This window comes from Dyella solisilvae (genome assembly GCF_003351225.1).
GTDB lineage: Bacteria > Pseudomonadota > Gammaproteobacteria > Xanthomonadales > Rhodanobacteraceae > Dyella > Dyella solisilvae.
In genome coordinates this window covers 1,172,727-1,198,953 of the sequence record NZ_QQSY01000001.1, presented here as the reverse complement: position 1 = coordinate 1,198,953, position 26,227 = coordinate 1,172,727, and the positions used below count along the sequence as shown (strand labels likewise).

21 protein-coding genes are annotated in these 26,227 nt (G+C 67.7%); 14 read left to right on the top strand and 7 right to left on the bottom strand.

The genetic code is table 11. From position 1 onward, the window contains the following. The first annotated feature begins 69 nt into the window (after positions 1–69). The 3 genes from DVT68_RS05255 to DVT68_RS05245 are packed head-to-tail and all read left to right on the top strand — an operon-like array spanning position 70 to position 8,277. Complete coding sequence (locus tag DVT68_RS05255) at positions 70–6,129, top strand: Hpt domain-containing protein (RefSeq protein WP_114823943.1); 6,060 nt, start codon at positions 70–72, stop codon at positions 6,127–6,129. Continuing rightward, positions 6,122–7,804, top strand: coding sequence for a chemotaxis protein CheB (locus tag DVT68_RS05250; RefSeq protein ID WP_114823942.1), 1,683 nt, complete (start codon positions 6,122–6,124; stop codon positions 7,802–7,804). The genes DVT68_RS05255 and DVT68_RS05250 overlap by 8 nt, the downstream gene beginning before the upstream one ends. Further along, positions 7,801–8,277, top strand: coding sequence for a chemotaxis protein CheW (locus tag DVT68_RS05245; protein WP_114823941.1), 477 nt, complete (start codon positions 7,801–7,803; stop codon positions 8,275–8,277). The genes DVT68_RS05250 and DVT68_RS05245 overlap by 4 nt, the downstream gene beginning before the upstream one ends. Before the next feature lie 116 nt (positions 8,278–8,393). Here the strand turns inward: DVT68_RS05245 and DVT68_RS05240 are convergent, their stop codons facing one another. Then, on the bottom strand, positions 8,394–9,128 hold the full coding sequence (locus DVT68_RS05240; protein WP_114824404.1) for a 16S rRNA (uracil(1498)-N(3))-methyltransferase: 735 nt from the start codon (positions 9,126–9,128) through the stop codon (positions 8,394–8,396). Positions 9,129–9,302: 174 nt separating this feature from the next. Between DVT68_RS05240 and DVT68_RS05235 the strand changes: the two genes are divergently transcribed. Next, the gene (locus DVT68_RS05235; protein WP_114823940.1) at positions 9,303–9,659 is read left to right on the top strand and encodes a hypothetical protein; all 357 of its coding nucleotides are present in this window, start codon (positions 9,303–9,305) and stop codon (positions 9,657–9,659) included. Between the two features lie 6 nt (positions 9,660–9,665). Here the strand turns inward: DVT68_RS05235 and DVT68_RS05230 are convergent, their stop codons facing one another. Beyond that, complete coding sequence (locus tag DVT68_RS05230) at positions 9,666–11,027, bottom strand: adenosylmethionine--8-amino-7-oxononanoate transaminase (RefSeq protein WP_114823939.1); 1,362 nt, start codon at positions 11,025–11,027, stop codon at positions 9,666–9,668. Between the two features lie 62 nt (positions 11,028–11,089). Here DVT68_RS05230 and gspN point away from each other — a divergent pair, with 62 nt between their 5' ends. From gspN to mazG, 5 genes are read left to right on the top strand one after another with little or no spacing between them, the layout of a single operon-like run. After that, on the top strand, positions 11,090–11,875 hold the full coding sequence (gene gspN / locus DVT68_RS05225) for a type II secretion system protein N (RefSeq protein WP_114823938.1): 786 nt from the start codon (positions 11,090–11,092) through the stop codon (positions 11,873–11,875). Beyond that, on the top strand, positions 11,872–12,660 hold the full coding sequence (locus DVT68_RS05220) for an inositol monophosphatase family protein (RefSeq protein ID WP_114823937.1): 789 nt from the start codon (positions 11,872–11,874) through the stop codon (positions 12,658–12,660). Before gspN ends, DVT68_RS05220 begins: the two co-directional genes overlap by 4 nt. Before the next feature lie 9 nt (positions 12,661–12,669). Then, a complete protein-coding gene (nudE, locus tag DVT68_RS05215; protein ID WP_114823936.1) occupies positions 12,670–13,227 on the top strand; it encodes an ADP compounds hydrolase NudE in 558 nt (185 codons plus the stop codon). Then, positions 13,224–14,051, top strand: coding sequence for a 3'(2'),5'-bisphosphate nucleotidase CysQ (gene cysQ, locus DVT68_RS05210; protein WP_114823935.1), 828 nt, complete (start codon positions 13,224–13,226; stop codon positions 14,049–14,051). The genes nudE and cysQ overlap by 4 nt, the downstream gene beginning before the upstream one ends. Next, positions 14,048–14,863 (top strand): nucleoside triphosphate pyrophosphohydrolase, encoded by an 816-nt coding sequence (gene mazG, locus DVT68_RS05205; protein WP_114823934.1) that lies wholly within the window; start codon positions 14,048–14,050, stop codon positions 14,861–14,863. The genes cysQ and mazG overlap by 4 nt, the downstream gene beginning before the upstream one ends. Before the next feature lie 83 nt (positions 14,864–14,946). Here the strand turns inward: mazG and DVT68_RS05200 are convergent, their stop codons facing one another. Next, positions 14,947–15,528, bottom strand: a complete 582-nt coding sequence (locus tag DVT68_RS05200) for a hypothetical protein (RefSeq protein WP_114823933.1) — start codon at positions 15,526–15,528, stop codon at positions 14,947–14,949. Positions 15,529–15,674: 146 nt separating this feature from the next. On the opposite strand from DVT68_RS05200, the gene DVT68_RS05195 reads away from it, so the two are divergent. Further along, entirely contained in the window at positions 15,675–16,457 is a 783-nt protein-coding gene (locus tag DVT68_RS05195) for a DUF4097 family beta strand repeat-containing protein (protein WP_114823932.1), read from the top strand. Positions 16,458–16,466: 9 nt separating this feature from the next. On the opposite strand, the gene DVT68_RS05190 is transcribed toward DVT68_RS05195, so the two are convergent. From DVT68_RS05190 to DVT68_RS05180, 3 genes are read right to left on the bottom strand one after another with little or no spacing between them, the layout of a single operon-like run. Then, complete coding sequence (locus DVT68_RS05190; protein ID WP_114823931.1) at positions 16,467–17,582, bottom strand: SLC13 family permease; 1,116 nt, start codon at positions 17,580–17,582, stop codon at positions 16,467–16,469. Positions 17,583–17,588: 6 nt separating this feature from the next. After that, positions 17,589–20,072, bottom strand: coding sequence for an ABC transporter permease (locus DVT68_RS05185; RefSeq protein ID WP_114823930.1), 2,484 nt, complete (start codon positions 20,070–20,072; stop codon positions 17,589–17,591). Positions 20,073–20,091: 19 nt separating this feature from the next. Next, positions 20,092–20,817: an ABC transporter ATP-binding protein gene (locus DVT68_RS05180; RefSeq protein ID WP_114823929.1), complete on the bottom strand. Its 726-nt coding sequence runs from the start codon at positions 20,815–20,817 to the stop codon at positions 20,092–20,094. Between DVT68_RS05180 and DVT68_RS05175 the strand changes: the two genes are divergently transcribed. From DVT68_RS05175 to DVT68_RS05165, 3 genes are all read left to right on the top strand, one after another. Beyond that, on the top strand, positions 20,816–21,433 hold the full coding sequence (locus DVT68_RS05175) for an arylesterase (RefSeq protein WP_114823928.1): 618 nt from the start codon (positions 20,816–20,818) through the stop codon (positions 21,431–21,433). The two genes, DVT68_RS05180 and DVT68_RS05175, sit on opposite strands and share 2 nt — an antisense overlap. Positions 21,434–21,544: 111 nt before the next feature. After that, positions 21,545–22,276 (top strand): response regulator transcription factor, encoded by a 732-nt coding sequence (locus tag DVT68_RS05170; protein ID WP_114823927.1) that lies wholly within the window; start codon positions 21,545–21,547, stop codon positions 22,274–22,276. A gap of 21 nt (positions 22,277–22,297) precedes the next feature. Beyond that, the gene (locus tag DVT68_RS05165; RefSeq protein WP_114823926.1) at positions 22,298–23,281 is read left to right on the top strand and encodes a sensor histidine kinase; all 984 of its coding nucleotides are present in this window, start codon (positions 22,298–22,300) and stop codon (positions 23,279–23,281) included. A gap of 349 nt (positions 23,282–23,630) precedes the next feature. On the opposite strand, the gene DVT68_RS20825 is transcribed toward DVT68_RS05165, so the two are convergent. After that, positions 23,631–24,989, bottom strand: a complete 1,359-nt coding sequence (locus tag DVT68_RS20825; RefSeq protein WP_114823925.1) for a 3-oxoacid CoA-transferase — start codon at positions 24,987–24,989, stop codon at positions 23,631–23,633. Positions 24,990–25,224: 235 nt separating this feature from the next. On the opposite strand from DVT68_RS20825, the gene DVT68_RS05155 reads away from it, so the two are divergent. Continuing rightward, complete coding sequence (locus DVT68_RS05155; protein WP_114823924.1) at positions 25,225–26,214, top strand: isoaspartyl peptidase/L-asparaginase family protein; 990 nt, start codon at positions 25,225–25,227, stop codon at positions 26,212–26,214. The last annotated feature ends 13 nt before the right edge of the window (positions 26,215–26,227 follow it).

The following is a 26,227-nucleotide window of genomic DNA, read 5'->3' as shown; positions in this document are numbered from 1 at the left end:
AACGATTTTCACAGGGGGCAACCTCGTCGGTTGCGTGACAAACCGTTACGTGGCCGCTGAGAGGGGCGCATGAGACTTCAAGACCACATCGATTTCACCACCCTGCAGTGGGTCAAGCCCGAGCTGGACGAGACGCTCGCGCTCGCCCGCGAGGCGTTGGAGTCCTACGTCGACAACCCGGGCAACCGGGGCGCCATGCGCTCCTGCGCGGACAGCCTGCACCAGGTGCAAGGCACCCTGCGCATGGTCGAGCTGTACGGCGCCGCCATGGTCACCGAGGAGATGGAAACGCTCGCCATCTCGCTGCTCGAAGACCACGTGGCCGATCGCGAGGAAGCCTATGCCGCGCTGATGCGCGGCCTGATGCAGCTGCCCGATTACCTCGAGCGCCTGTCCGGCGGTCATCGCGACGTGCCGGTAGTGCTGTTGCCGCTGCTCAACGACCTGCGCTCCAGCCGTGGCCAGCAAGCGCTGCATGAATCGGCGCTGTTCACGCCGAACCTGGAAGTCGTGCTGCCGCAGCAGGCGCCGCATGCGCCCCAGACCATCTCGGTGGAGCGCCAGCGCAACGAGATCAGCAGCCTGCGCCTGCGCTTCCAGCAGCAGTTGCTCGGCTGGTTCCGTGGCCAGGGCAGCGACCAGCAGCTGGGCGGCATGATCCAGACGCTGGATGACATCACCGCGCGCTGCCAGAGCGTGCCCGGTCGCCGCCTGTGGTGGATCGCCGCCGGCGTGCTCGAGGGCGTGCAGCATGGCGCGCTGAAGGACCAGGCGGCCGAAGTGCGCCAGTTGATCGGCAAGGTCGACCGCAGCATCCGCCAGCTGATCGAACACGGTGAAACCAGCTTGCGCGGCGGTGACGCCGACGAGCTCGCGCGCAAGCTGCTTTATGTGGTGGGACAGGCCCGTCAGGGCAGCCCGCGCATGGAGTTGCTGCGGCACACCTATGCACTCGACGCGTTGCTGCCCGAGGCGAGCGAGGTGGAGCACGCACGTGGCTCCATGGCCGGCCACAACCGCGCGCTGCTCGATTCGGTCGCCAAGGCGCTGAAGGACGACCTGCTACGGGTGAAGGAAGCGCTCGACCTGTTCCTGCGCCAGACCGAAGCGGACCCGGCGCAACTGGCCGGTCAGACCGAAGTGCTCGATCGCGTGGGCGACACGTTGGGCATGCTCGCCCTCGGCGTGCCGCGCCGCGTGGTCAACGAACAGCGCCGCGTGCTGGACGAAATCGCCAATCGCGTGCGCGCACCGGACGAAGAGCTGCTGCTCGACGTCGCCGGCGCCCTGCTGTACGTCGAAGCCTCGCTGGACGATCACATCGACAGCCTCGGCGCCGACGAGGAAATCAGCAACGAAAACACCACCACGATGCTGCCGCGCAGCGAGGCGCGCCACATCCTCGCCACGCTCATGCACGAGGCGACGGCCAACACCGGCAAGGTGAAGGAAGCCATCGTCGCGTACGTGGAATCGGGCTGGCAGCCGCAGCAGCTGGCCGATGTCAGTGCGCTGATGGACGAAGTCGCCGGCGCCATGCGCATGCTTTCAGCGCCGCGCCCCGCCGAGCTGGCCGAAGGCATCGGCCGCTTCGTGGGCAACGAGTTGCTGGCGGACCGTCGCGTGCCGGGCAGCTCGCAGATGGATCACCTCGCCGACGCGCTGGCGGCGCTGGAGTACTACCTCGAGGCCGCGCGCGAACATCGCGGCGGGCTGGAGCACATCCTCGACGTGGCCGAGCATAGCCTCAGCACGCTGGGTTACTGGCCGCCGCCGGCCGCGCGCGTGGTCGAGGTGGACGAGCTGGACGAGGCGCCCGAACACATCGTCAAGGCCACCGACGCCGCGCTGGCCGCGGCGCTGGCCAACCAGCCTGAGCTCACCGAGAGCGTCAGCCTGGCCCCGGGCGACGACCTTTCCGGCCTGTTCATTGGCGCCAGCGAGACGCCCCAGCCCGAGCCGCACGAGATCACGGGTCTGCGACTTGCCGACACCGAGCATCTGCATCCCCAGGAGCCTGTGCAGGGCGACGGTGGCGACTGGATCGAGATCGAGGAAGAGGTGTTCGAGGAGGTCCCGGTGGCCGGCGCCGCCGTGGATGCCGGCTTCCAGGGCAGCACCGCGGGCATCGATGACGATATCCGCGAGATCTTCCTGGAGGAAATGCAGGAAGAGATCGACAACCTTCACGCGGCCCGTCAGGCGTGGCTGGCCGATCCGCTGCAACTCGAAGGGCTCACGCCGATCCGTCGTTCTTTCCACACCTTGAAGGGATCGGGCCGCCTGGTCGGCGCCACCCTGCTGGGCGAGTTTGCCTGGAAGGTGGAGAACATGCTCAATCGCGTGCTGGATCAGTCGATCCCGCCGCACGAGGGCGTGCAGGCGCTGGTCAGCGCCGCGATCGACGCCCTGCCTCAGCTGCGCACCGCCCTGACGGGTAGCGGCGTGGTGACGGCGCCGATCGCCGCCATCATGGACACCGCAGAACGGCTGGGCGCTGGCCAGGAAGGCGCGCGCATCGCCGATCTGGCGACGACCGCCACTGAGACAGTGCGCCGCGTCGTGCGTCGACGCGTGCCGCGCGTCAATGCCGATGCCGACGCCATCCCGGCCGCCAGCCTGGCGGGCGTGGAAGCCGCACCGCAGCCAGAGGTTGCGCCGGTCGTTGAGGCCATCTCCGCGCCGGTCATGCCGCCGATCGATCCGGTGTTGCTGGAGATCCTGCGCAGCGAAGTCGCGCAGTACCTGGCGAGTATCCGCACCGCGATCAACCGCGTCGACGGCGAACTGCGCGTCGACGACAGCCTGCTGCGCGCCGTGCATACGCTCCATGGCGCCATCGCCATGGTCGACATTCCGCTGCTGACCCAGCTGCTGTCGCCGCTGGAGAGCCTGCTCAAGCGCCTGCGCGCCGCCGGCCTGCCATTGTCGGCCGAAGGCGTGTTCCTGCTTGGCCGCAGCGCCGACGCCGTCGACTTCGTGATGGCGCAGTTCGATGCGCCGTCGCCGCAGTTGCCGGACATCGACAGCCTGATTCATCGCCTCGCCGAACTGCGCGACAGCCAGCCCGAGCCGCAGGTGGCCCATGTGCTGTTCGAGCCGCATGCGGATGAGATCCACGAAGCTACCGAGGCATCGCACGAGGCGGAGCACGACGACACGCTGGCCGCGTCGCTCGACGCCGCCCTGGTCGACGCTTCCGGTCACGCCGAGCAAGCTGGCGCAGTGGCCGCCTCGGCCAGCGATGCGCAGGTCGATCGCTATGCCGACGAGCTGTTGGCCGCGTTGGGCGAGTTTGACCTCGACGCCCACCTGCCGTCGGGCGAGCAGTTGCATGTCGCGGAGGCCCACGCGGCCGAGCCGGCTGCCACCAGCGCCGAAGACGACGAGTTCGCCGCGGTCTATGCCGAGCTGCTGAACGAGGCCGAGTCGCTCGAGCCCGCGGTGGAGCATGTGTCCTTCGACGACGTGCCGGCGACCGAGCTGACGCTCGATGACGAGGCGTTGCTCGAGGCCAGCTTCGACGACATCCCGGCTGGCGAGATCGCTCACGAGGCGCCGGTTGCCGAGCTGCTGGAGGAGCCGGTCGACGCCGTGCCTGCCAGCCACGAAGCCGCCGAAACCCACACGGCCGCGATCGTCGAGGAACCGGCTCCCGCCGAGGAAGTTGCCGCCGAAGCTGCGACGGCGCCGCAACAGGCTGCCGTGGTGGAGCCGCCGGCCCGCGTCGCTGCACATCATGAAGAGGCCGGCGGCGACAACCTGCTGCTGCCTTCCCAGATCGACCCGGACCTGCTGGAGATTTTCGTCGAGGAAGCCCGCGAGCTGCTCGACCACTCCGACAGCGTGCTGGCCGAGTGGCGCGCCGAACCCTCGACGATCGAACACGTCGCCGAGCTGCAGCGCGACCTGCACACCCTCAAGGGCGGCGCGCGCATTGCCGGCATGACCCCGGTGGGCGATCTGACCCACGCGATCGAAACGGCGCTGGAACGTCCGCTGCACGCCGAATCGGACCACATCGGCGATCTCATCGCCGCGCTCGAGGCCGGCTTCGACACGCTGCATGGCCTGGTCCAGCGCGTGTCGCAGGGCCATGCCGTCGCCTATCCGCAGGCGATGATCGACCGCTTCACGGCGATGGCCAGCGACGAAGAAGCCGCCGCCTCGGGCGACGCCTCTGCGCCGGCGTCGGCGAAGGTGCTGCCGTTCCCGGAACGCGCGAACCTGCCGGAGCTGCTGCCCGAGGAACGCGACGAAGCCCCGAGTTCGCCGCAGGAACAGATCCGCGTCCGCGCCGAACTGCTCGACACGCTGGTGAACCATGCCGGCGAGGTGGCGATCTACCGCTCGCGCCTGGAACAGCAGGTGGCCGGCTACCGCTTCAACCTGGTCGAGCTTGACCAGACCGTGCAGCGTCTGCGCAGCCAGCTGCGCATGATGGAAATCGAAACCGAAGCGCAGATCATCGCGCGCTTCCAGCGCGAGCATCGCGAAGCGGGCATCTCGGTGTTCGACCCGCTCGAGCTCGACCGCTTCTCGCAGCTGCAGCAGTACTCGCGTGCGCTGGCCGAGTCGGTGTCCGACTTGGTGTCCATCCAGGGCATGCTCGATGAACTCACCCGTCAGGCGGAAACGCTGCTGATCCAGCAGTCGCGCGTGAGTTCGGAGCTGCAGGAAGGTCTGCTGCGCACCCGCATGTTGCCGTTCGACACCATGGTGCCGAACCTGCGCCGTACCCTGCGCCAGGCCGCGCAGGAAGAAGGCAAGGGGGCCCAGTTGTATGTGGAAGGCGCCCACGGCGAAATGGACCGCAACCTGCTCGACCGCATCAAGGCGCCCTTCGAGCACATGCTGCGCAACGCCGTGGCCCATGGCATCGAATCGCCGGCCGAGCGTCGCAAGGCCGGCAAGCCGGAAGAGGGCGCGGTGCGCATCCGCGTGGCCCGCGAGGCCACCGAGGTGGTCGTGCGCGTGACTGACGACGGCCGTGGCCTGAACCGTGAGGCGATCCGCAAGCGCGGCGTCGAGCGCGGCCTGATCCGTTCCGATGCCCGTCTCAGTGACGATCAGGTGTTGGCGCTGATCACCCAGCCGGGCTTCTCCACCGCCAGTACGGTGACCCAGCTCGCCGGTCGCGGCGTGGGCATGGACGTGGTGGCGAACGAGATCAAGCAGCTCGGCGGCGCCCTGTCGATCGAATCGAAGGATGGCGCGGGCACGACGTTCGTGTTGCGCCTGCCGTTCACCCTCGCCGTGACCCAGGCCATCCTGGTGCGCATCGGCGAGTCCACCTTCGCCATCCCGATGACCTCGGTGCAAGGCGTGGCCCGCATCAGTCCGGCGGAACTGGCCGAACGCATGGCGGACCCGGAGCCGGGCTTCCCGTACGGCGGCGAGGAGTACAGCATCCACGATCTTTCCGAGCTGCTCGGTACCGTGGCCAGCCACGCCGGCGACGAGGAGCAGTTGCCGCTGCTGCTGACGCGTGCGGGCGACCTTCGCGCAGCGATCCGCATCGACGCGGTGATCGGCTCGCGCGAGATCGTGGTCAAGTCGGTGGGCCCGCAGATCAGCTCGGTGCCGGGCATCCTCGGCGCCACGATCATGGGCGACGGTTCGGTGCTGATCATTCTCGATCTCGCTCCGCTGGTTCGCCATGGCATCGCGCGGCGCCTGCAACGTCTGGACGAAGGCCTCAGCGCGGCGCCGACACCGGTGGCGGAAGAGCCGCGCGTGCGTCCGCTGGTGATGGTGGTCGACGACTCCATCACCATGCGCAAGGTCACCAGCCGCGTGCTGGAACGCCACGAGTACGAAGTGACGACGGCCAAGGACGGTGTCGACGCCATCGAGAAACTGCACGAGCGCGTGCCGGACCTGATGCTGCTCGACATCGAGATGCCGCGCATGGACGGCTACGAGTTGGCCACGCACATGAAGGCCGACCCGCGCCTGCGCGAGGTGCCGATCATCATGATCACCTCGCGCACCGGCGACAAACACCGTCAGCGTGCTTTCGACATCGGCGTGGATCGCTACCTCGGCAAGCCGTACCAGGAGGCCGAATTGCTCGTGCAGATCAACGAAGTGCTCGAACAGCGCGCCATGGAGTCGCTCAATGGCTGAGTCGGCGATCGCGGTAGCGCTGCTGTTCGACGACATTGAGCTGGGTGGGCAGCTGCGCGCGGCGCTCGACGAGCGTGGCGCGCGGATCGTGCACGAGGGAGCGTTGTCCACGCTGAGCAGGGCGCTGCTCGAGCGCACCGGCGCCGAAGTGCTGGTGGTGAATCTCGACGAGGAGGCGGACGACGAGCTCGACCGCCTGTATGAAGTGATCGATGGCGACCGGCCGCGCGTGGTGTTCAATGACGCACAGGCCAGCCGCCGCCTGGACGGTTGGGATCGCGCGCGCTGGGCGCGCCACCTGGCCGTGAAGGTGATGGCGCAGGGCGATCTTGATCCCCCGCGTCCACAACATGCGCCGGTCGTGGCGCAGGCGCCCGAAGTGGCGTTGGCCGAGGTCGCGCCGGCAGCCAGGGAACCGGTTGCCGTCGAGGCCGAGAGCTATGCATTCGACGTGCCGGCCGACCTGGCGCTGGACGACATGGGTCACCAGCCAGCGTTGGTCGAGGAAGCCGAGGTGGAAGCGGAGTCCGAGTCGCTTGCCGCGGAGCTCGAAGCGCTGCTGGCGGCCGACGAGCCGGTGTCCGCGCATGACGACTTCGGCGACGGTCTGAAATTCGGCGCAGACGATGATTTGCCGCCGCTGCACGATGGATCGTTCGGGCTGGACTCCCTGCCTACGCAGGGTCCCGCGCCGGTGCCTGAGGTGTCAGCGGAGCCCGCCGTACGGCCGATGCCGTCGTTTCAGCTCGACCACTTGGCGTTGGCGCCGATCGACGACTCGTTCATGCCTGCCACCACGGCGGCGAGTGCGCCTGGCGCGGAGCCGTCCTCTCTGTTCAACAAGGCGTCGAGCTGGTCGCTGGTCGACGCGGACGACGCGCCCGCCACGTCATCGAAGCCCGTCGAATCGAAGGCGGCCGACTTCGGCATCGAGAAGCTCAGCGCCGCGGATTTTCTCGCCCCGGAAGGCGGCGAAGAGGCCGAGTCGTTCCTGCAGCCGGGCATGACCCTCGAGCTGGTGTCGATCGAAGAGGCCATCGCGCCCTCCGCGACCTACGAAGGCGGTCACGAGATGATGCTCGACGCGCTGGACTCGGCGATTGGCCGGGTGCTGGTGCTGGGCGCCGCGGCCGACAGCGCCGAGGCGGTGTGTACGTTCCTGTCGCGGTTGCCCGCGAGCCTGCGCATGACCGTGGTGCACGTCCAGCATCTGGAAGGCAAATCCGCCGAGGTGGTGGCCGAGCAGTTGGCCCGCTACAGCGAAATGCCGGTACGGGTGGCTGCGCACGGCGCCCGTGCGCGCACCGGCGAGGTGCTGGTGGTGCCCGAGGGGCAGCAGGTGCGCCTGTATCGCGATGGCCGGGTCGAACTGCAATCCCTGGCGGGCCTGGATCTGCAGAGCTCGCCGATCGACGCCAGCTTCACCATGGCCGCCAACGTGTTTGGCCGCAATGCCCAGGCGATCGTGTTCGCGGGACACGCGAATGACGCCCTGGGTGGCTGCCAGGCCATCCATGACCGCGGCGGCCAGGTGTGGGTCGAGGCATCGAGCGAGGGTCACTTCGCCGATATGGTGAACGGCATCGAGGCCGAACGCCTGAATAGTTATGCAGGCACGCCCCCGGAACTGGCGGCGCGTCTGGTCGAGGAGATGTTGATGGAGGGCCGGCGATGAGCGAACTTCCGCTACCACGTGAAATCCGCTGTGTGCTGGTGCCGGTCGGCAACCTGCGCCTGCTCCTGCCCAACGCCACCGTTGCCGAAGTGATCACCCTGCCCACGCCGGAGCCGGTGGAGAACGCGCCATCGTGGCTGCTCGGGCGCATCGCCTGGCGTGGCTGGCGGGTGCCCTTGCTGTCGTTCAGCGCGCTGGCTGGTGGCAACGACGGCGACAGCGAGCAGGCCGTGCGCGTGGCCGTGCTGAAAGCGCTGGGCGGTCATGCCGAACTGCCGTTCGTGGCGGTGATCACGCAAGGCTTTCCGCGCCTGACCACGCTCAATGCCGAGCTGATCATCCCCACCCACGACGGAGCGCCGCTGCCGCCGGGCGTTCGCGCCCAGGTGCTGGTGCGCGACGACGTGGCGGTGATCCCGGATCTGGAAGGCATCGAGGCCGAGCTGATCGAGTTGCTCGATCTGGCGAGCTGAACCGGCATCGTCCCCCGTAGTTGCGTGCCTGGCGCGCAACTGCCGTTCGGGACCGTCAAGGCATCAACGGCGCCTTGCGCCACAGGTGCGCATCCCCAAGCGTGCGTGTCACGCGCTCACACGTCGCCGTGCAAGGCCTGCAGAGCAGCGAGCGCAGCCAGCCCCGCCGTTTCGGTGCGCAGGATGCGCGGCCCCAGCGTGAGTCCGGCAAAGCCCGCCTCGGTGAGCGCGGCGACGTCGCGGACGCCGAGACCGCCCTCCGGACCCACCACCAGCAAACCGCCCGCCGGGGTGAAACGCAGCGCGTTGGCGCGTTGCGTGCCCTCGGGCAGCAAGGCCAGGCGCAGCGCGCCGTCATCGGCCAGTCCCCGCAGCCAGGCTTCCAGCGGTACGGCCGCGACAATCTCGGGCACGCATGCGCGGCCGCTCTGTTCGCACGCGCTGGCGGCCACCGCGCGCCAATGTGCCAGGCGCTTTTCCGCGCGGGCGGGATCGAGCTTGACCTCGGAGCGCTCGGTGAGCAGCGGAACGATGCGCGCCACGCCCAACTCGGTGGCCTTCTGCACGATCAGGTCCATCTTCTCGCCGCGCGCCACGCCCTGCGCCAGGGTGAGTGGCAGCGGTGACTCGTTGTCCAGCGCCTGCGAGGCCTGGATCTGCACCGTCACTTCGCGCTTGCCCACGGCCTGGATGAGGGCCGAATAGTCGCGGCCATCGCCGTTGAACAGGGTGATCGGATCGCCCGCAACCAGCCGCAGCACCCGCGCCACGTGCTCGCCTGCCTGCGACGGCAGGGCCAGCTCGAGGCCCACGGCGAGCGGCTGGTCCACGTGTATGCGGATGGTGCGCATGGTGCGTTCTATGACGACGAAGAGAGCAAGCATAGCGGACCGGCAACCCACCGTCTCATGCGCGCCGCGAGGCGAAATCTGAACGCGTGTGTGACGGCGAAGACGATGCATTGCCTGCCAGCCGGCGCAGGCGCAGCATGGTGGATGCCTCACACTCGTCCCCAGAGGTGGAATATGAACAAGCTCAGTCGCATCTCCGTTCTGGCCCTGCTGGCGGGCCTGGGCGCCGGTTCCATGGCGATGGCGCAGACCGCCACCCCGCCAGCCAATGCCGACAGCCAGTCGATGCATGCACTGCCCGACGGGCAGGTGAGCAATGTCGCGCCGGCCCAGCAGCACAGGCCGGTACCGGCGCCGGGCGACCGCAACTGCCTGCAGAGCACCGGCAGCCTGATTCCGGCCAAGCCAGGCCATTGCCTGACGGCGCCGGGACGCAGCTACAGCCGCCAGGACATCCTCAATACCGGGCGCATCGACACCGCACAAGCGTTGCGGGATCTTGATCCCAGCATCAGCACCGGCGGTCACTGACGCCGGTCAGTCGGACACGGCCAGTGCGATGCCTGACACCGCGGTATCGACCAGATGGTCGATGTCCTGCGGCGTGACCACGTAGGGCGGCATGAAATAGATCACGTCGCCCAGCGGGCGGAGCACTGCGCCGTGTCGCAAGCCGTGGAGGTAGACGCGCAGCCCGCGCCGATCGGCGGCGGGGAACGGCCGCCGGCTAGCCTTGTCCGCCACCAGCTCAACCGCTGCGATCATCCCGGTCTGGCGCACATCGGCGACATGCGGGTGGTCGCGCAGCGGGGCGAGCCGCCTGGACAGGTGTTCCGCCAGCTGGCGGTTGCGGGCGAGTACCGGTTCATCGCGGAAGATCCCCAGCGTTTCCAGCGCCACGCGGCAGGCCAGCGGGTTGCCGGTATAACTGTGTGAATGCAGGAAAGCCTTGCCGGCGCTGTATTCGGCGTAGAACGCCTCGTAGACGGCAGTGTTCGTCAGCACCGCCGACAGCGGCAGGAAGCCGCCGGTGAGGCCCTTCGACAAGCACATGAAGTCGGGCGACACCTGCGCCTGCTCGCAGGCAAACAGAGTGCCGGTGCGGCCAAAGCCCACCGCGATCTCATCGGCGATGAAATGCACCTGGAACTCGTCGCACAACCTGCGCAGCCCGGCGAGGTAGTCGGGGTGGTACATGCGCATGCCGCCGGCACATTGCACCAGCGGCTCCACGATCACCGCGCAGACTTCGTGGGCATGGCGCTCCAGCAAGGCCCGCAACTCACCGAGGCGGCGTTGCGCGACCTGCGGAGCGCTCTCGCCCGGCTCGGCCTCGTAGGCATCGGGCGAGGGCGCCAGGATCGGCGTGAGCAGCAGCGGGGCATAGGTCTTGCGGTACAGCGCCACGTCGCTGACCGACAGCGCGCCCAGCGTCTCACCGTGGTAGCTGCCGGTGAGGGCGATGAAGCGCGTCTTCTCCCCGTGGCCCTGGTTGAGCCAGTAGTGGAAGCTCATCTTAAGTGCGACTTCGATCGCCGCCGAGCCATTGTCCGCATAGAACACGCGATCCAGCCCGGGAGGCGTCACGCGCACCAGCTCCTCGGCGAGCGCCACCGCGGGCTCGTGGGTAAAGCCGGCGAAGATCACGTGTTCCAGCGTGCGCGCCTGCTCGGCCAGGGAGGCGGCCAGGCGTGGATTGGCGTGGCCGAACAGGTTGGTCCACCACGAACTGATGCCGTCCAGGTAGCGACGTCCGTCGACGCCGACCAGCCAGGCGCCGTCGCCGCGGGCGATCGGCACCATCGGAATCGTCTCGTGGTCGTGCATCTGCGTGCAGGGATGCCACAGATGGCCCAGGTCGCGACGCACCAGCGCGTCGGCAGCGGTTAGGGTGTTCATCCGGCTATGATCGGCGTTTGGAGCATTTGCGCTCAAGTCTTGCACCTGCGCTGGGAGTCGGTTTGAAGCACAGCCGTACTGCACTGGTCGGCCTGTTGGCCCTGTTGTCGCTTGCCGCCGTGCTGGTGTGGTTCATGCCGGCGCGCTGGGCGATGCCGTGGCTGGGGCCGCGACTTGGCGGCCTGCGCCTGGAGCAGGTGAGCGGCCTGCTATGGGAAGGGGCTGCTGGCCGTGTGCTGTCGGCACGTGGCGAGGATCTGGGCCGCCTGACCTGGCAGTTGTCGCGACGCGCCTTGCTGGGTGACAACCAGTTGCAGTTGCGACTGCAAGGTGAGCGCGCCGATTTCGCGGGCCGCATGGCCGGCAAGGCTGTCGCCGACGCCCACTGGACGGACGTCCAAATGCGCATCGATCTGGAGTTGCTTGGCAACAGCCTGGCGCTGCCGTTGGGGCAGCCGCGCGGCGTGGTCGAGCTTGCCGCCAGGGACATCCAGTTGCACGGTGGCTGGCCAGAGGCGATGGATGCGCAACTGCACTGGCAGGCCGCCATGCTGCAAACGCCACGTCATGGCGAGTTGCCGCTGGGCGGCCTGCAGATGACGCTGCAAGCCGCCAACGGCGTGATCGAAGGCCACCTGCAGGACGAGGGCGATGGCCCGCTGCGCATCGACGGCCAATTGCAACTGAGCCCGCTGGCGCGACGCTTCACTGCCGAAGCCGCCGTGCGGCAGGCGAATTCACCCTTGCAGCACTGGTTGTCCGGGCTTGGCGCCACGGATGCCCAGGGCATCACTCATATCAACTACACCGGTGGCCTCGCGGCCGCCATGTCCGGGGGGACACGATGAGCCAACTAGACCTGCCACACGCCCTTCAAGCCGCGCGCGACGCGGCGCAAGCGGCGGCCGAGGTCCTGCGCCACTACTGGCGCCGCGGTGTGGAGGTCGAGCTGAAGAGCGACGACACGCCGGTGACTGTCGCCGACCGCGAGGCCGAGCTGGCCATCCGCGAGATCCTGCAGCGGGCACTGCCTCAGGCATCCATCTACGGCGAGGAATTCGGCCGCGACGACCAGGAGCACGAACTGCTGTGGATGGTGGATCCGCTCGACGGCACCAAGAGCTTCGTGCGGCGCACACCGTTCTTCTCGACTCAGATCGCCCTGATGCATCGCGGTGAACTGGTGCTCGGCGTGTCGAGCGCACCGATCTATGGCGAAACCATGTGGGCCAGCGCGGGTGGTGGCGCATGGTTCGAGGGCGATCGCGTGCACGTGGCGGATACCCGCGAGCTGGCCAAGGCCTCGTTGTCGGCGGGCAACATCAAGTCGTTGACCGCCGACGCCCGTTGGGCTGCGTGGGGCGAGCTGATTCGCGACACCAACCGCATCCGCGGCTACGGCGATTTCTGCCACTACCACCTGCTGGCGCGCGGCGGCCTGGACCTGGTGCTGGAGTCGGACGTGAACATCCTCGACATTGCCGCGCTGGCGGTGATCGTGCGCGAGGCCGGTGGCGTGTTCACCGACCTGGATGGCCAGCCGCTTACCCTCGATACGTGCAGCGTGCTTGCGGGCACGCCAGCCGTGCACGCCACCGTGCTTGGGCGGCTCCATGCAGCCTTGAAGGGATAGAATGCCCCGATGCGCAAGCCTCCGATCATCCATGCCACCCGCGACGTGCACGACAGCAGCTTCCTGCGCGTCGAACAGCTCGACCTCGAGTTCTCCAACGGCGAGCGACGCACCTACGAGCGACTGAAGGGCAGCGGCCTTGGTGCGGTGATCATCGTGCCCATGCTCGACGATGAAACCGTGCTGCTGGTGCGCGAATACGGCGCCGGCGTCGGCCGCTATGAGCTGAGCCTGCCGAAGGGACGGCTGGATCGTGACGAGACTGCAGAACAAGGCGCCGACCGCGAGCTCAAGGAAGAAATCGGATATGGCGCGCGCCGGTTGAAGATCCTGCACAACCTGTCGCTGTCGCCGTCGTACATGACGCACATGGCCCACGTGGTGCTCGCGCAGGATTTGTATCCCGAGCGCCTGGAAGGCGATGAGCCGGAGGAACTGGAAGTGGTGCCATGGAAGCTCGATGAGTTGCATACCCTGATCGGGCGCGACGACGTGACCGAGGGACGCTCCATCGCCGCGCTGTTCATGGCGCGCGAATACCTCGCCGGCCGGTTCTCGCCGACATGAGCCAGGCATCGTTCTCCACTCAGTTGCAGCAAATCTGCGCCATTGCCCGCGAGGCGGGCGAGGCCATCCTCGTCGTCTACGGCGAGGAATTCGAAGTGCAGCGCAAGGAAGACCAGTCGCCGGTGACAGCAGCCGACCTGGCCGCGCAGCGGGTGATCGCCGCGGGACTGGCGCAACTTGACGCTGGCGTGCCGCTGGTGTCGGAAGAGGCCCGCGCCGCGCCATGGCTGCAACGCCGCGAATGGCGCCGCTACTGGCTGGTCGATCCGCTCGATGGCACGCGCGAATTCGTCAAGCGCAACGGCGAGTTCACCGTGAACATCGCCCTGATCGAGGATCACCAGCCCATTCTCGGCGTCGTGCTCGCCCCGGTGACCGGTGAAATCTACGCGGCCGCGCGCGGCGAAGGCGCCTGGATGCAGTCGCAGGAGCATGCTCCGTGGCGCCGCATCGGCACGCGCGCCATCGCCGAACCGGCGGCGGTGGCCGGCAGCCGCTCGCATGGCGGCGCGGGCACGGCCTTGCTGCGGCAGCTGATCGGCGAAGACTACGAGTCGATGCCGCTCGGCTCCTCGCTCAAGTTCTGCCTGCTGGCGCGTGGCGCTGCGGACGTCTATTTGCGCCGTGGCGCCACCAGCGAGTGGGATACTGCAGCGGCCCAGTGCGTGCTGGAGGAAGCTGGCGGCGCAGTGCTGGATCTCTCAGGCGAGTCCCTGCGCTACAACCGCGGCGAATCGCTGATCAATCCTGAATTCTTCGCGGTGGGCGATATCTCGATCGACTGGAAGGCGCGCCTGCTCGCTGCCGACCTGGATGCCTCATGAGCACCACCACGCGCCATAGCCTCGACGATCTGCTGGCGATCATGGCGCGACTGCGCGATCCACAGGACGGCTGTCCGTGGGATGTGAAGCAGGACTTCGACTCGATCGCTCCCTATACGATCGAGGAGGCTTACGAAGTGGCCGACGCCATCGATCGCAAGGACTGGCATGACCTGCGCGACGAACTGGGCGACCTGCTGTTGCAGGTGGTGTTCCACGCGCAGATGGCGAAAGAGGCCGGGCTGTTTGATTTCGCCGACGTGGCGCATGCGATCAGCGACAAGATGGTGCGCCGTCACCCGCACGTGTTCGGCGACGAGAGCTATGACGATCTCGACGCGCAGAAGCAGGCCTGGGAAGACATCAAGTCGGCCGAGCGCGCGGCCAAGGGTGAACAGCACGATGACAGCGCGCTGGCCGGCGTGTCGCGTGGACTGCCCGAATGGAAGCGTGCGCTGAAGTTGCAGGAGCGCGCGGCTCGCGTGGGCTTCGACTGGCCTGACGAGCAGCCGGTGCTGGACAAGCTGCTGGAGGAGGTGGACGAGGTGCGCGCCGAGTTCGCCCACGGGCGCGATCCGGAGCGACTGCAGGACGAGATCGGTGACGCGCTGTTCGTGCTGGTCAACCTGGCGCGGCATGCCGATGTCGATTTCTCGAAGGCCTTGCGTCACGCCAATGCCAAGTTCGAGCGTCGCTTCCGTCGCATGGAGCAGATCGCGAGCGATGAGGGCCAGCCCCTGGCGGAACGCGGCCTGGCGGCGCAAGAAGCGCTATGGCAGTTGGCCAAGCGCGGCGACGACCCGCTGCGCTGATAAAAAAGAGGCACGGGGTCTGGGGTTCCCGTGCCTCAGGCTGAGCGCCGCCGGTTGTGGCGGCGCCCTTCAGGTTTTTATTGTTATGGCTGCGGCGCCGGCGCGGGCTTGCCCGCCGGGGCGCGGCGCTGCTCCCACTCCTTGCGCATCTTGTCCATGTCGGCGCGGCGCTTGGCTTCATTGGCGAGGTTTTCGTCCAGGCTCTTGCGCAGCGTGGCGATCGCCTGGTCGGTGTTGGCCGGCGCAGCCTGCGCATGGGCCAGGTGGTGATAGACGTAGGTGCGCACCTGCGGATCCTGCGTCTTGGACAGCACCTCGTTGTAGAGCGCCGGCAGTTCCTTGGCGCGGCCACTGGTGATGTACAGGTGCTCGAGTTCCTTCAGGTCGGAGATCACCGGCGAGCGCGGGCCACCAAAGCCGGGGCCACCGAAGCCCGGACGTCCAAACCCGGGGCCGCCGCGGGAGCCGGGACCCATGCGGCCCATCGGACCATCAAAGAAGCCCATGTCGTCGTCCAGATCCGCGCGGGGCGGCACCTTGCTGGCCGGGGAGGCCTTCGGTGCAGGCGCCGACGGCGCAGGCGTGGCGCTCTGTGCGAGCGCGAAGGTGGCCGAGCCGGCGAACAGCAGGCCGAGCGTGGTGGCGAGCAGGGTCTTGCGTTGCATGGTGATGCGTCTCCACGATGGTCGTGTTGGCAAAAACGTGGATTGCCTTGCGCGGTTGACCGCGGCGGGTGTCGCCAACGTGGGCTTTCAACCTTTTGGCCGTGTGAAACATCACAGCCGGTGTCAATCAAAGCGAGGAGTACCCCATGCGCCGTCTTGTGCTTGCCACCCTTTTGTTCGTCCCGTTGGGCGCCTACGCCAGCGACTGCAAGTTCGAGGCGCCGCGCAACCTCACCCTGGACCTCGCGGGGGTGCGCGTCGTGCAGGTGGACATGCACAGCCACGAGCTGCACCTCAGTGGCAGCCCGGGGGCCAAGGTCGGCACACTGACCGGGCACGCTTGTGCTTCCGACCAGAAGGCGCTCGACGCCCTGGTGGTGACGCAGCGCCGAGAAGGCGACCGACTGATCGTCGAAACCGGCGAGCACAACCAGCTGACCATCGGATTCATGGGACACCGCTATTACGAGTCGAGCCTGCAGATCAACCTGCAGTTGCCGCCGGAAGTGCCGGTAGAGCTCAACGTCGGTTCCGGCGACGCCTGGGTGACCGGGCTGAACACGTTGCAGGCGCAGATCGGTTCGGGCGACGTGCACGTCAGCAAGATCAGCGGACCGTTCACCCTGAGCATGGGGTCGGGCGACCTGGACGCACGCGATGTGGGCAGCCTCAGCATCGGCTCGATGGGATCGGGCGACATCAAGGTGGAAGGCGTCGCCAAGGATGCCCACGTGGGCAGCATCGGTTCGGGCGACGTGTCGATTTCGTCGGTGGGCGGCAGCGTGCGCGTGGATACGCTGGGCTCCGGTGATCTGCGCGTGCGCAATGTGCGTGGCGACTTCACCGTCGGCGCCAAGGGCAGCGGTGACATCAGCCACTCGGGCGTGCAGGGCAAGGTCAGCGTGCCGCGCGATCGCGGCGACGACTAGCGATCAGCTTCAGCCAAGCCAGCGCCACGCGAGGTAAACCAGTGGCGCGCATACCAGCAGGAACGGTATCGATACCCGGTGCAGTTGGCGCAGGCCGTGCGGCTGGCCAGCCAGCCGCAGCGCGATCAGGTTGGCCAGCGAACCGATCGCCACGCCGAAGCCGCCGACATTCACCGCCACCGCCAGGCCCATCGCGTCGGGCGCGTGGCGCAGCAGCAGCACGGTGGCCGGCACGTTGCTGATCAGCTGGGACGTAACGATGCCGCTGGCGTAAAGAACCAGCGGCCGCTCCAGCGCGAGGCCATCCAGCGCGCGCTGCACCATGCCCAGTTCCGCGAAGTGGCCCAGCCCGAGAAAGATCGCGGCGAACGTCGCCAGCAGCAGCCAGTCCACGCGCGCCAGCGTGCTGCGCTCAAGCAGCAGGAAAGGCACGAGCAGCAGGCTGGCGCCGAGCAGTGCGTGGCCGTGCTCCATCATCAGCACCATGCTGGCCATCGCCGCCAGCGACAGCACGGCTTGCGTCCACGAGATCGGGTGGCCGTCGATGTCTGCGGCATGCAGCACGACGCGTCCGCGCGGCATCCACGCAAGCGTCAGCATGGCCACCAGCGCGAACATGGTGGCGAACGCAGGCAGCATGGCGCGCACGAACTCGAGGAAGGGCAAGTGCGTGTATTGCCATAGCAGCAGGTTCTGCGGATTGCCGATGGGGCTCAGCGTGGAGCCCGCGTTCACCGCCAGCGCCTGGAGGATCACCATGCGCATCAGCGGGAGGTTGGAGATGCGGCTGATCGCCAGGGTCAGCGGCACCAGCAGGAACAGGCTCACATCGTTGGTCAGCACCATCGACAGCACGGCGGTGGCGCTGACCAGCAACAAGCCCATGCCACGCAGCGAATGCGCACGCTCCACCATGGCCGCCGCGGCGTGCTGCACCAGGCCGCTGTCGCGAATGCCCTGGATGCAGATCATCAGGCCCAGCAGGCCAGCCAGGGTGGGTACCTGCAGCCAGCGCTGGTGATCGACCCAGGGATGCGGGTCAGTCACGGCAAGGACGGCGGCCAGCAGGCCAAAGCCGATGAGCAGGCGCTCGTTGGCGAGTCGTTTGATCCAGGAGGGCGCCATCAAGCGTCAGTTTTCCCGTAGCAGGCGCATCGGCGCGGTGCGGCTCACGCGGCGCGTGCCGGCCAGTCCCAGCAGCATGACCACCACCGCGGCGGCCAGTGCGGCCAGCAACAGGGATCCGAGCGGCGGCACGAAATGTTCGATGCGGAAGATGGTGTGGCCCAGCCATATCCCGGTGCCGGCTGCGCCGAACGCGGCGGTGAGGCCGGCCACCAGGCCGAGCAGGGCGAATTCGCAGGCCGCCGCGGCGCGCAGCTGGCTGCGGCGGGCGCCGAGGGTGCGCAACAGGGCGGCTTCGTGACGGCGTTCGTGCGCGCTGGCAGCCAGCGCGGCGGCCAGCACCAGTGCGCCGGCGAGCAGGCTGAAACCCAGCACCCAGCGCACCGCGCCGCTGACCTGATCCACGATCTCGTGCACGCGATCGAGCATGGCGTCGACGTCGACCAGACTGAGGTTGCTGTACTCGCGCGATAGCGCGGCCAGTGCTTCCGCATGGCCGCGCGGCAGGTAGAAGCTGGCGATCCAGGTGTGCGGCAGGCCGCTGGCATGGGCCGGATCGAACAGCAGGAAGAAGTTGACGCGAAACGAAGTCCAGTCCACCCGTCGGATGCTGCCGACGCGCGCATCGATGCGCCGGTCGCCGACGTCGAAGCTCATGGTGTCACCTACCTTCAGGGCGAACATGTCGCGCCACATGGTGTCGATCGACACCTCGGCCTGCGGCGGACTCGCGCCAGCCCAGCGGCCGGCGATCACCTGGTTGCTCGGTGGCAGTTCGTCGGCCCACGACAGGCGCAGCTGGCGGTCAGCCCATTCCTTGGCGCGTTCGTCCTTGAACCGGCTCTGGTCGATCGGGCGGCCGTTGATGGCGGTGAGCTTGCCCACCGCCAGCGGCAGCATGTTGAGTTTGTCACCACCGATGCCGGCGAGTGCACGCTCGAAACCTTCGCGCTGGTCATCCTGCAGGTTGAGCACGAACCAGTTGGGCGTGTCGGCGGGCAATTCGCGCCGCCAGCCTTCCAGCAGCGCTGGCGCCACGATGGCGAGCAGCAGCAAGGCCACCAGGCCAAGGCTCAGGGCAGTGGCCTGCAGCAGGCTCATGCCGCGTCGGCGCGCCAGTGCAGCCAGGCCCAGCCGCAGGGCCGGGTGTGCGCCGGGAGCAACCCGTCGGGCCACCCACAGCAACAAAGCCGACAGCAGGGCTGCTACCAGCGCCACGCCGGCCAGGCTGGCGGCCAGCACGCCCGCCAGCTTCGCTGAGCCGCTCTGGCTCCAGATCAGCAGCAGGGCGACCAGCGCCGGCGCCAGATACAGCGCGTCGAAGCGGCGCACGCGGCGCGCAGCGCTCTGGCGGAACACCGCCACGGGCGGCACCTCGGCCAGCCGCGCCAGCGGCGGCAGCGCAAAGCCGGCAAGCACCGCCAGGCCGATGACGGCGGCGGCGATGACGGGTCCTGCGGGCATGCTGGTCGGCACGGCGGCGAACAGCTGGCTGGCGAAGTGCCAGGTCAGCTCAGCTAACCCGAGCGCGATCAGGGCGCCTCCGGTCACCGCCGGCAGCGCCAGCAGGCCCAGGGTGCCCACCAGCAGGCCCAGCACCTGGCGCCGGGGTGTGCCGAGCGCACGCAGCAGGGCGACCTCGTCGGTCTTGCGGCGCGCATAACGCTGCGCGGCCAGCGCAATGGCCACGCCGGCCAACAGGGCCGAGAGGAGGGCGGTCAGGCGCAGGAAGGCGCTGGCGCGGTCGAAGGCGCTGCGCATGCGCTCCTGGGTCTGCTCCAGCGTGATCAGTTGGGCGCCCTGGGGCAGGGTTTGCGCTTGCACCCAGTCGCGCCAGTCCTGCACCAGGGCGGGCGGGCCGGCCACCAGCACCCGATGGTGCGCCCGGCTGCCGACACCAAGCAGTCCAGCTGCTTCGGCGTCCCCGATGTTCATCAGCGCGCGTGGCGCCATGGCCACCAGCTCGCCGCCATCGGGCTGGCGCACGATTTCTCCGCCCACGCGCAGGTCGCGGCCGCCCAGCTGAACCGTGTCGCCCAGCTTCAGGTTGAGCGCAACCAGCGCGCGATGGTCGAGGAAGACGGCGCCTGCCGGCGGACCATGGCCGACCACGCTGGCGCCGCTCGCATCACGCAGTTCCAGCGTGCCGCGCAGCGGATAGGCGGCATCGGTCGCCAGCACATCGAGCAACTGGCTTTGTTGCCGGGCGAACGCCACGCTGGGAAAGCTGGCGCCACGAGAGACCTGCAAGCCGCGTTGCGCCGCCTGCGCCGCGTACTCCTGCGGCAGCGCTTGCGGCGCGCTGATACCGAGGTCGCCCCCCATCAGCTCGGCGGCGCTGGCCAGCACGCCACGCTCCATGCGGGCAGCCAGCGTGGCCACCACGCCGAGGGCGACGACCGCCAGCACCAGCGAGGCGCCGAGCGTGCGCAGCTCCGGCAGATGCCACTCGCGGCGCAGGCTGCGCAGGGACAGTCGAAGCAGCTTCACGGGCGTGCCCCGGATGCCCTCATGGCGACACCGCCGCCGGCGAGCGCGACGGCGCGATCACGCGGCCGTTGTCGAGCTCCACCTGGCGCGCACAGCGGGCGGCCAGCCTGGGGTCGTGCGTGACCAGCACCAGCGTGGTGCCGTGGTCGTGGTTCAGGGCGAACATCAGGTCGCTGACGTGGCTGCCCGTGCGCTGGTCCAGGTTGCCAGTGGGTTCATCGGCGAACAGCAGGCGCGGGCCGTGCACGAACGCGCGGGCGATCGCCACGCGCTGTTGCTCGCCGCCGGAGAGCTGGGCCGGGTAGTGGCGTCGCCGCGCCGACAGCTCGACCGCTTCGAGCGCCTCACGAGCCCGCGCACGGGCATCGTCGCGTCCTTCCAGTTCCAGTGGCAGCATCACGTTCTCTTCGGCGGTAAGCGCCGGCAGCAGGTGGAACGACTGGAATACGAAGCCGACCAGCCTCCGGCGCAGGTCCGCGCGCGCCTCCTCGTCCATGCTGTGCAGCGCGTGTCCGTCCAGCGTGATGCGGCCGTTGCTGGGCACGTCGAGCCCGGCCAGCAGGCCGAGCAGGGTGGTCTTGCCGGAACCCGAGGCGCCGACGATGGCGAAACTTTCTCCCTGGCGCACCTGCAGCGATACGCCGGTCAGGATGTCCAGGCGCCCCTCGGGACCCTGCACCGTCTTGCTAACATCGGTCGCCTCCAGGAGCACACCGTCGGATATAGCGGAGGCATTGCCACTCATGCGTCGATTCCTTTGTTGCCTGGTCGTGCTCTTGGGCGCCATCGCCGGCGCCGCCCGCGCAGCCCCGCCGAAAACCGTGCTGGTGCTGGGCGACTCGCTTTCGGCCGCGCACAACATCCCGGTCGAGTCCGGCTGGGTGCATTTGCTGGGCGACCGTCTGACCAAGATGGAGCCAGGCTGGACGGTGGTCAATGCCAGCATCAGCGGTGAGACCTCGCTCAGCGGGCGTAACCGCCTGCCCGCGCTGCTGGAGCAATACCATCCCGCCGTGCTGGTGATCGAGCTGGGCGCCAATGACGGCCTGCGCGGCCTGCCGCTGGCCCAGCTGCGGGACAACCTCGCCGCCATGATCGCCGCCGGCCAGCAGGCCAAGGCCCGAGTGCTGCTGCTGGGCATCGAGCTGCCAGTGAACTACGGGCCCCAGTACCGCGACGGCCTGCGCGAGGTCTACGCCGGCCTGGCCAGGGACAAGGGCGTGGCGCTGGTTCCCTTCTTCCTCGATGGCGTGGCGCAGCGGCAGGAGCTAATGCAGGAGGACGGCCTTCACCCGGTAGCGACAGCCCAACCCATGGTGCTGGACAACGTCTGGAAGGCATTGCAGCCGCTGTTGCGCTAACGTGAATGTGGTCACAACCCAATGTGAACCGGTCATCTGGATTTCACGCGCTCCTCACGATGCCGGTCGTTAGCTGTTCACCTTTGTGAAGTCAGCTTCTGGAGGTAGGCAATGAGCTCACGCGACGAACAATCAGGACTGATCCTATTGGTTGAGGACAACCGCCAGATCGCGGAAATGGTGGGAGAGTTTCTCGAGCGTCGGGGCTATTCGGTCGACTACGCCGCCGACGGTGTCAGTGGACTGCACCTTGCCGTTTCAAACAGCTATGACGTGGTGGTGCTCGACCTGATGTTGCCGGGCATGGATGGCCTGGACGTGTGCCGCAAGCTCCGTCGCGACGCCAAGAAGTCCACGCCGGTGCTGATGCTGACCGCCCGCGACACGCTGGAAGACAAGCTGGTGGGTCTGGAAGCCGGCGCCGACGACTACCTGGTCAAGCCGTTCGAAGTGCGCGAGCTGGAAGCCCGCCTGCGAGCGCTGATCCGCCGCGATCGTCGCCAGGTTTCCACCGAGATACTCACGGTGGGCGACATGACGCTCGATACGGCGACGTTGCGCCTGGTGCGTGGCGGCCAGGAGCTCACCGTCTCCCCGATCGGCCTCAAGCTGCTGGCCATCCTTATGCGCGAATCGCCCCGCGTGGTCAGCCGCCGCGACATCGAACGCGAGATCTGGGGCGACACATTGCCCGATTCGGACACCTTGCGTTCGCACCTGTACAACCTGCGCCGGGTCATCGACAAGCCGTTCGAGCGTCCCTTGCTGCACACCATCCACTCCGCCGGTTATCGCCTCGCCGATCTCGAATCGGAGGTGGCTTCGGCCTCGCAACCGGCATAACCGCGTCGGCTTGAACTGAATATGGCCAGCAGGGGCAGCTTGCAGTCCGCGGAAGCGATTCGCCGCGGACTGTTTCATCGACGCTTGGCGATCATCTTTGGCCTGCAGCTGCTGGCCATCGTGATCGTGTGCCTGATGGGCGTGTATGACGTCGCGCCGGTCAGCGCCGTGCTGGCGCTGATTGTCATCATCAGCGCGCTCGCCTGGCTGGCGGTGCGGCGCCAGTGGGCGCCGGTGAGCCGGCTGGCGCGCGTGGTGGGCGACTGGGACGAGCAGTCGCTCGACCTGGAGGGATGGAGTCCGGACCAACTGCCGCGCCGCACCGATGCGGACGTGGCCACCCTGGCCAGCAGCCTCTATGGCTTCGCCAACCGCATCGCGGGCTACAACCAGCGCGAACGCAACTTCACCCGCGACGCCAGCCACGAACTGCGCAGCCCGCTCACCGTGATCAAGATGTCAGCCGACATGCTGGCGGACGACCCCTCGCTGGGCGAGTTCGGCCAGCGCTCGGTGCAGCGGATCAAGCGTTCCACGCGCGAGATGGAAGCGCTGGTGGAGGCGCTGCTGATCCTGGCGCGTGAATCGGACAACGGACTGACCGAAGAAGACTTCGTGGTCAACGACGTGATCCGGCACGAACTGCCCGACGTGCTGGAAATGCTGGAAGGTCGCCCCATCACGCTGGAGCTGGAGGAGCCGGCGCGCTTTGCGTTGCACGGCTCGCCGCGCGTGTTCTCGGTGCTGTGCTGGCAGTTGATCCGCAACGCCTGCCAGCAGGCCGAAGGTGGCACGGTGGTGGTCACGGTGATGCCCGGCGTGGTGACGGTAACTCACCGGGGCGAACCGTTGGCGCGCTCATCGGCCAACCGCCACGGATTCGAACTGGCCATCGCCCAGCGCATCAGCGAACGCTTCCACTGGCCGCTGGAGCTGCAGACGCGCGAAGGCCGCCGACACATCGCGCGCATCCGCTTTCCGGAATCGACTTCGCTGCCGGTGTAAGCGGGCCGCTATTTCTTCTCCCCTGAGGGGAGATGTCACTTCGCGCACGACTCCCTGCTCGTCGTCCCAGCGAAAGCTGGGACCCAGCGACTTTCGCCGGGCATACGCTTACCGCTGACGTGGCCAGCGGCAACGCGATGCTTCGTCATCGAACGTGGAGCATGGGCACACCTGTCTTGCCGAAACCCAGCGACACTGGATGACTCGCTGCGCTCGCCCCTTCGGGGCCGCCCTACGGGCGTTCTACGCGCTTCGCGCTTGTCCAGCTTTCGCTGGGACGACAACGCTTGGAGCGCGAGGAAGCTTGGGCGACGAGCTTCGCCACCCGCTCTTTCGCGCAGGGCCGCGATCAATGCTTCAGCGACGCACTCACCGCAAACGCACAGCCCGTCTTCGCCTTTACATCGTCGAGCGTCACGCCGTCCTGCAGCTCGATCAGCGTCAGCCCCTTGCCCTTCTCGACCGAGAACACGCACAGGTCGGTGATGATCAGGTCCACGCATTCCTTGCCGGTGATGGGCAGGTCGCACTGATCCTTGATCTTGGGCGAGCCGTCCTTCGCGGTGTGCTCCATCAGCACCACCACGCGCTTCACGCCACTGACCAGGTCCATCGCGCCGCCCGGGCCCTTCACCATCTTGCCGGGCACCATCCAGTTGGCGAGGTCGCCGGTGCAGGACACTTCCAGACCGCCCAGGATGGACAGGTCGATGTGGCCGCCGCGGATCATCGCGAACGAGTCGGAGCTGGAGAAGAAGCTAGAGCCGGGCAGGGTGGTGATGGTCTGCTTGCCGGCGTTGATCAGGTCCGGATCAACGTGCGCGTCATCGGGGAACGGGCCGATGCCGAGCAGGCCGTTTTCCGACTGCAGGGTGACGTCCATGCCCGGCGGGATGTAGTTGGCGACCAGCGTCGGAATGCCGATGCCGAGGTTGACGTAGAAGCCGTCCTGCAATTCCTTCGCGGCGCGCTGCGCCATCGCGGTGCGGATCGGGCTTTCCTTGCCGGTGTTGGCGCCGGCGATGGTGCGGAACTCGATGCGCTTCTCGTACGACGGACCCTGGATGATGCGGTCGACGTAGATACCCGGCACGTGGATGCCATCCGGCGGCAGCTCGCCCACTTCCACCAGCTCTTCCACTTCGGCCACGCAGACCTTGCCGCAGGTCGCGATCATCGGATTGAAGTTGCGCGCGGTCTTGCGGAACACCAGGTTGCCCAGGCGATCGCCCTTCCACGCCTTCACGATCGACACGTCGGCATGGATGGCTTCTTCAAGCACGAATTCCTTGCCGTTGAAGACCTTGGTTTCCTTGCCTTCAGCGAGCTTGGTGCCGAACGCGGTGCGGGTATAGAAGCCGGGGATGCCGGCGCCGCCGGCGCGCAGCTTTTCAGCCAGGGTGCCTTGCGGCACCAGGTGCAGCTCGAGTTCGCCGGCCAGCACCTGGCGTTCGAACTCCTTGTTCTCGCCCACGTAGGAGGCGTACACGCGCTTGACCTGGCGGGTCTTGAGCAGCGGGCCCATGCCGAAGTCATCCACGCCGGCATTGTTGCCGACAATGGTGAGCCCCTTGGTGCCCGCGGCCAGCAGCGCCGCGATGAGGTTCTCGGGAATGCCGCACAGGCCGAATCCGCCGGCGGCGATGGTCATGTCGTCGAACAGCAGCCCGTCGAGGGCTTGCTTCGCGCTTGCATAAACCTTGTCCATTGAGATGCCTTCTTGCAGGGAGAGCCAGCTACCAAGGATACGACGAATCGACTGCGGGGCATGCTGGTCGAAAATCCCACGGGGCGCCCCCCTCCAACGAGGGAGGGTCGGGCGCAAAACATCCGGATGAGCATGGTGGGATGGCTGGATATACTCGAGCCGAACGCTTTGGGGAGTACCGTCTGTGAAGTCCTGCCGTCTTGTCGCCGTCGTTGCGGCGCTTGGGATTGCGTCCATGAGCCATGCCGCCTCGCCGGTGCTGGTGATTCACGGTGGCGCCGGCGTGATCAAGCGGGAGATGAGTCCCGCCAAGGAAAAGGCGGTGCGTGCAGCGCTGACTCGTGCGTTGCAGAACGGTTACGCCCAGCTGAAAGCCGGCAAGACGGCAGTCGACGCCGTCACGACGGCGATCACCGTGCTGGAGGACGACGCCAACTTCAATGCCGGCAAGGGTTCGGTCTTCACGCACGACGGCAAGAACGAACTCGACGCCGCGATCATGGACGGCTCCACCCTGGCCGCCGGCTCGGTGGCCGGTGTACACCGCGTGAAGAACCCCATCCTGCTCGCGAGGGCGGTGATGGAGAAGTCACAGCACGTGATGCTGGTGGGCGATGGCGCCGAGGAATTCGCCAGGAGCGTAGGCATCGAACTGGTCGACCCCTCCTATTTCCACACCGAGGAACGCTGGCAACAGTTGCAGAAGGCGTTGAAGGAAGACGCCGAGCATTCCCGACATTCTGATGTGGAGACCGCCAAGCACTTCGGTACCGTGGGCGCCGTGGCGCTCGATGCGCAAGGCCACCTCGCGGCCGGCACTTCCACCGGCGGCATGAATGACAAGCGATGGGGGCGGGTCGGTGATTCGCCCATCATCGGCGCCGGCACTTACGCCAATGATGGCTGCGCCGTATCCGGCACCGGCTGGGGCGAGTACTACATCCGCACCGTGGCCGCGCATGAAATCTGCATGCGCGTGACGCAGATGCGCGTGCCGCTGCAGCGCGCGGCCGCCGAGGTGATCAACCAGGAAATTCCCTCGATGGGCGGCAATGGCGGCGCCATCGCGGTCGATGACGAAGGTCACATCACCATGCCGTTCAACACCGACGGCATGTATCGCGGCTGGATCGGCGCCGACGGCGTGCCGCACGTGGCCCTTTATGGCGACGAGAACGACGGTACCGCCGAACCGCTGCCGGCGACGTCAAGTTCGATCGACTGAAGAAGCGGGCAGG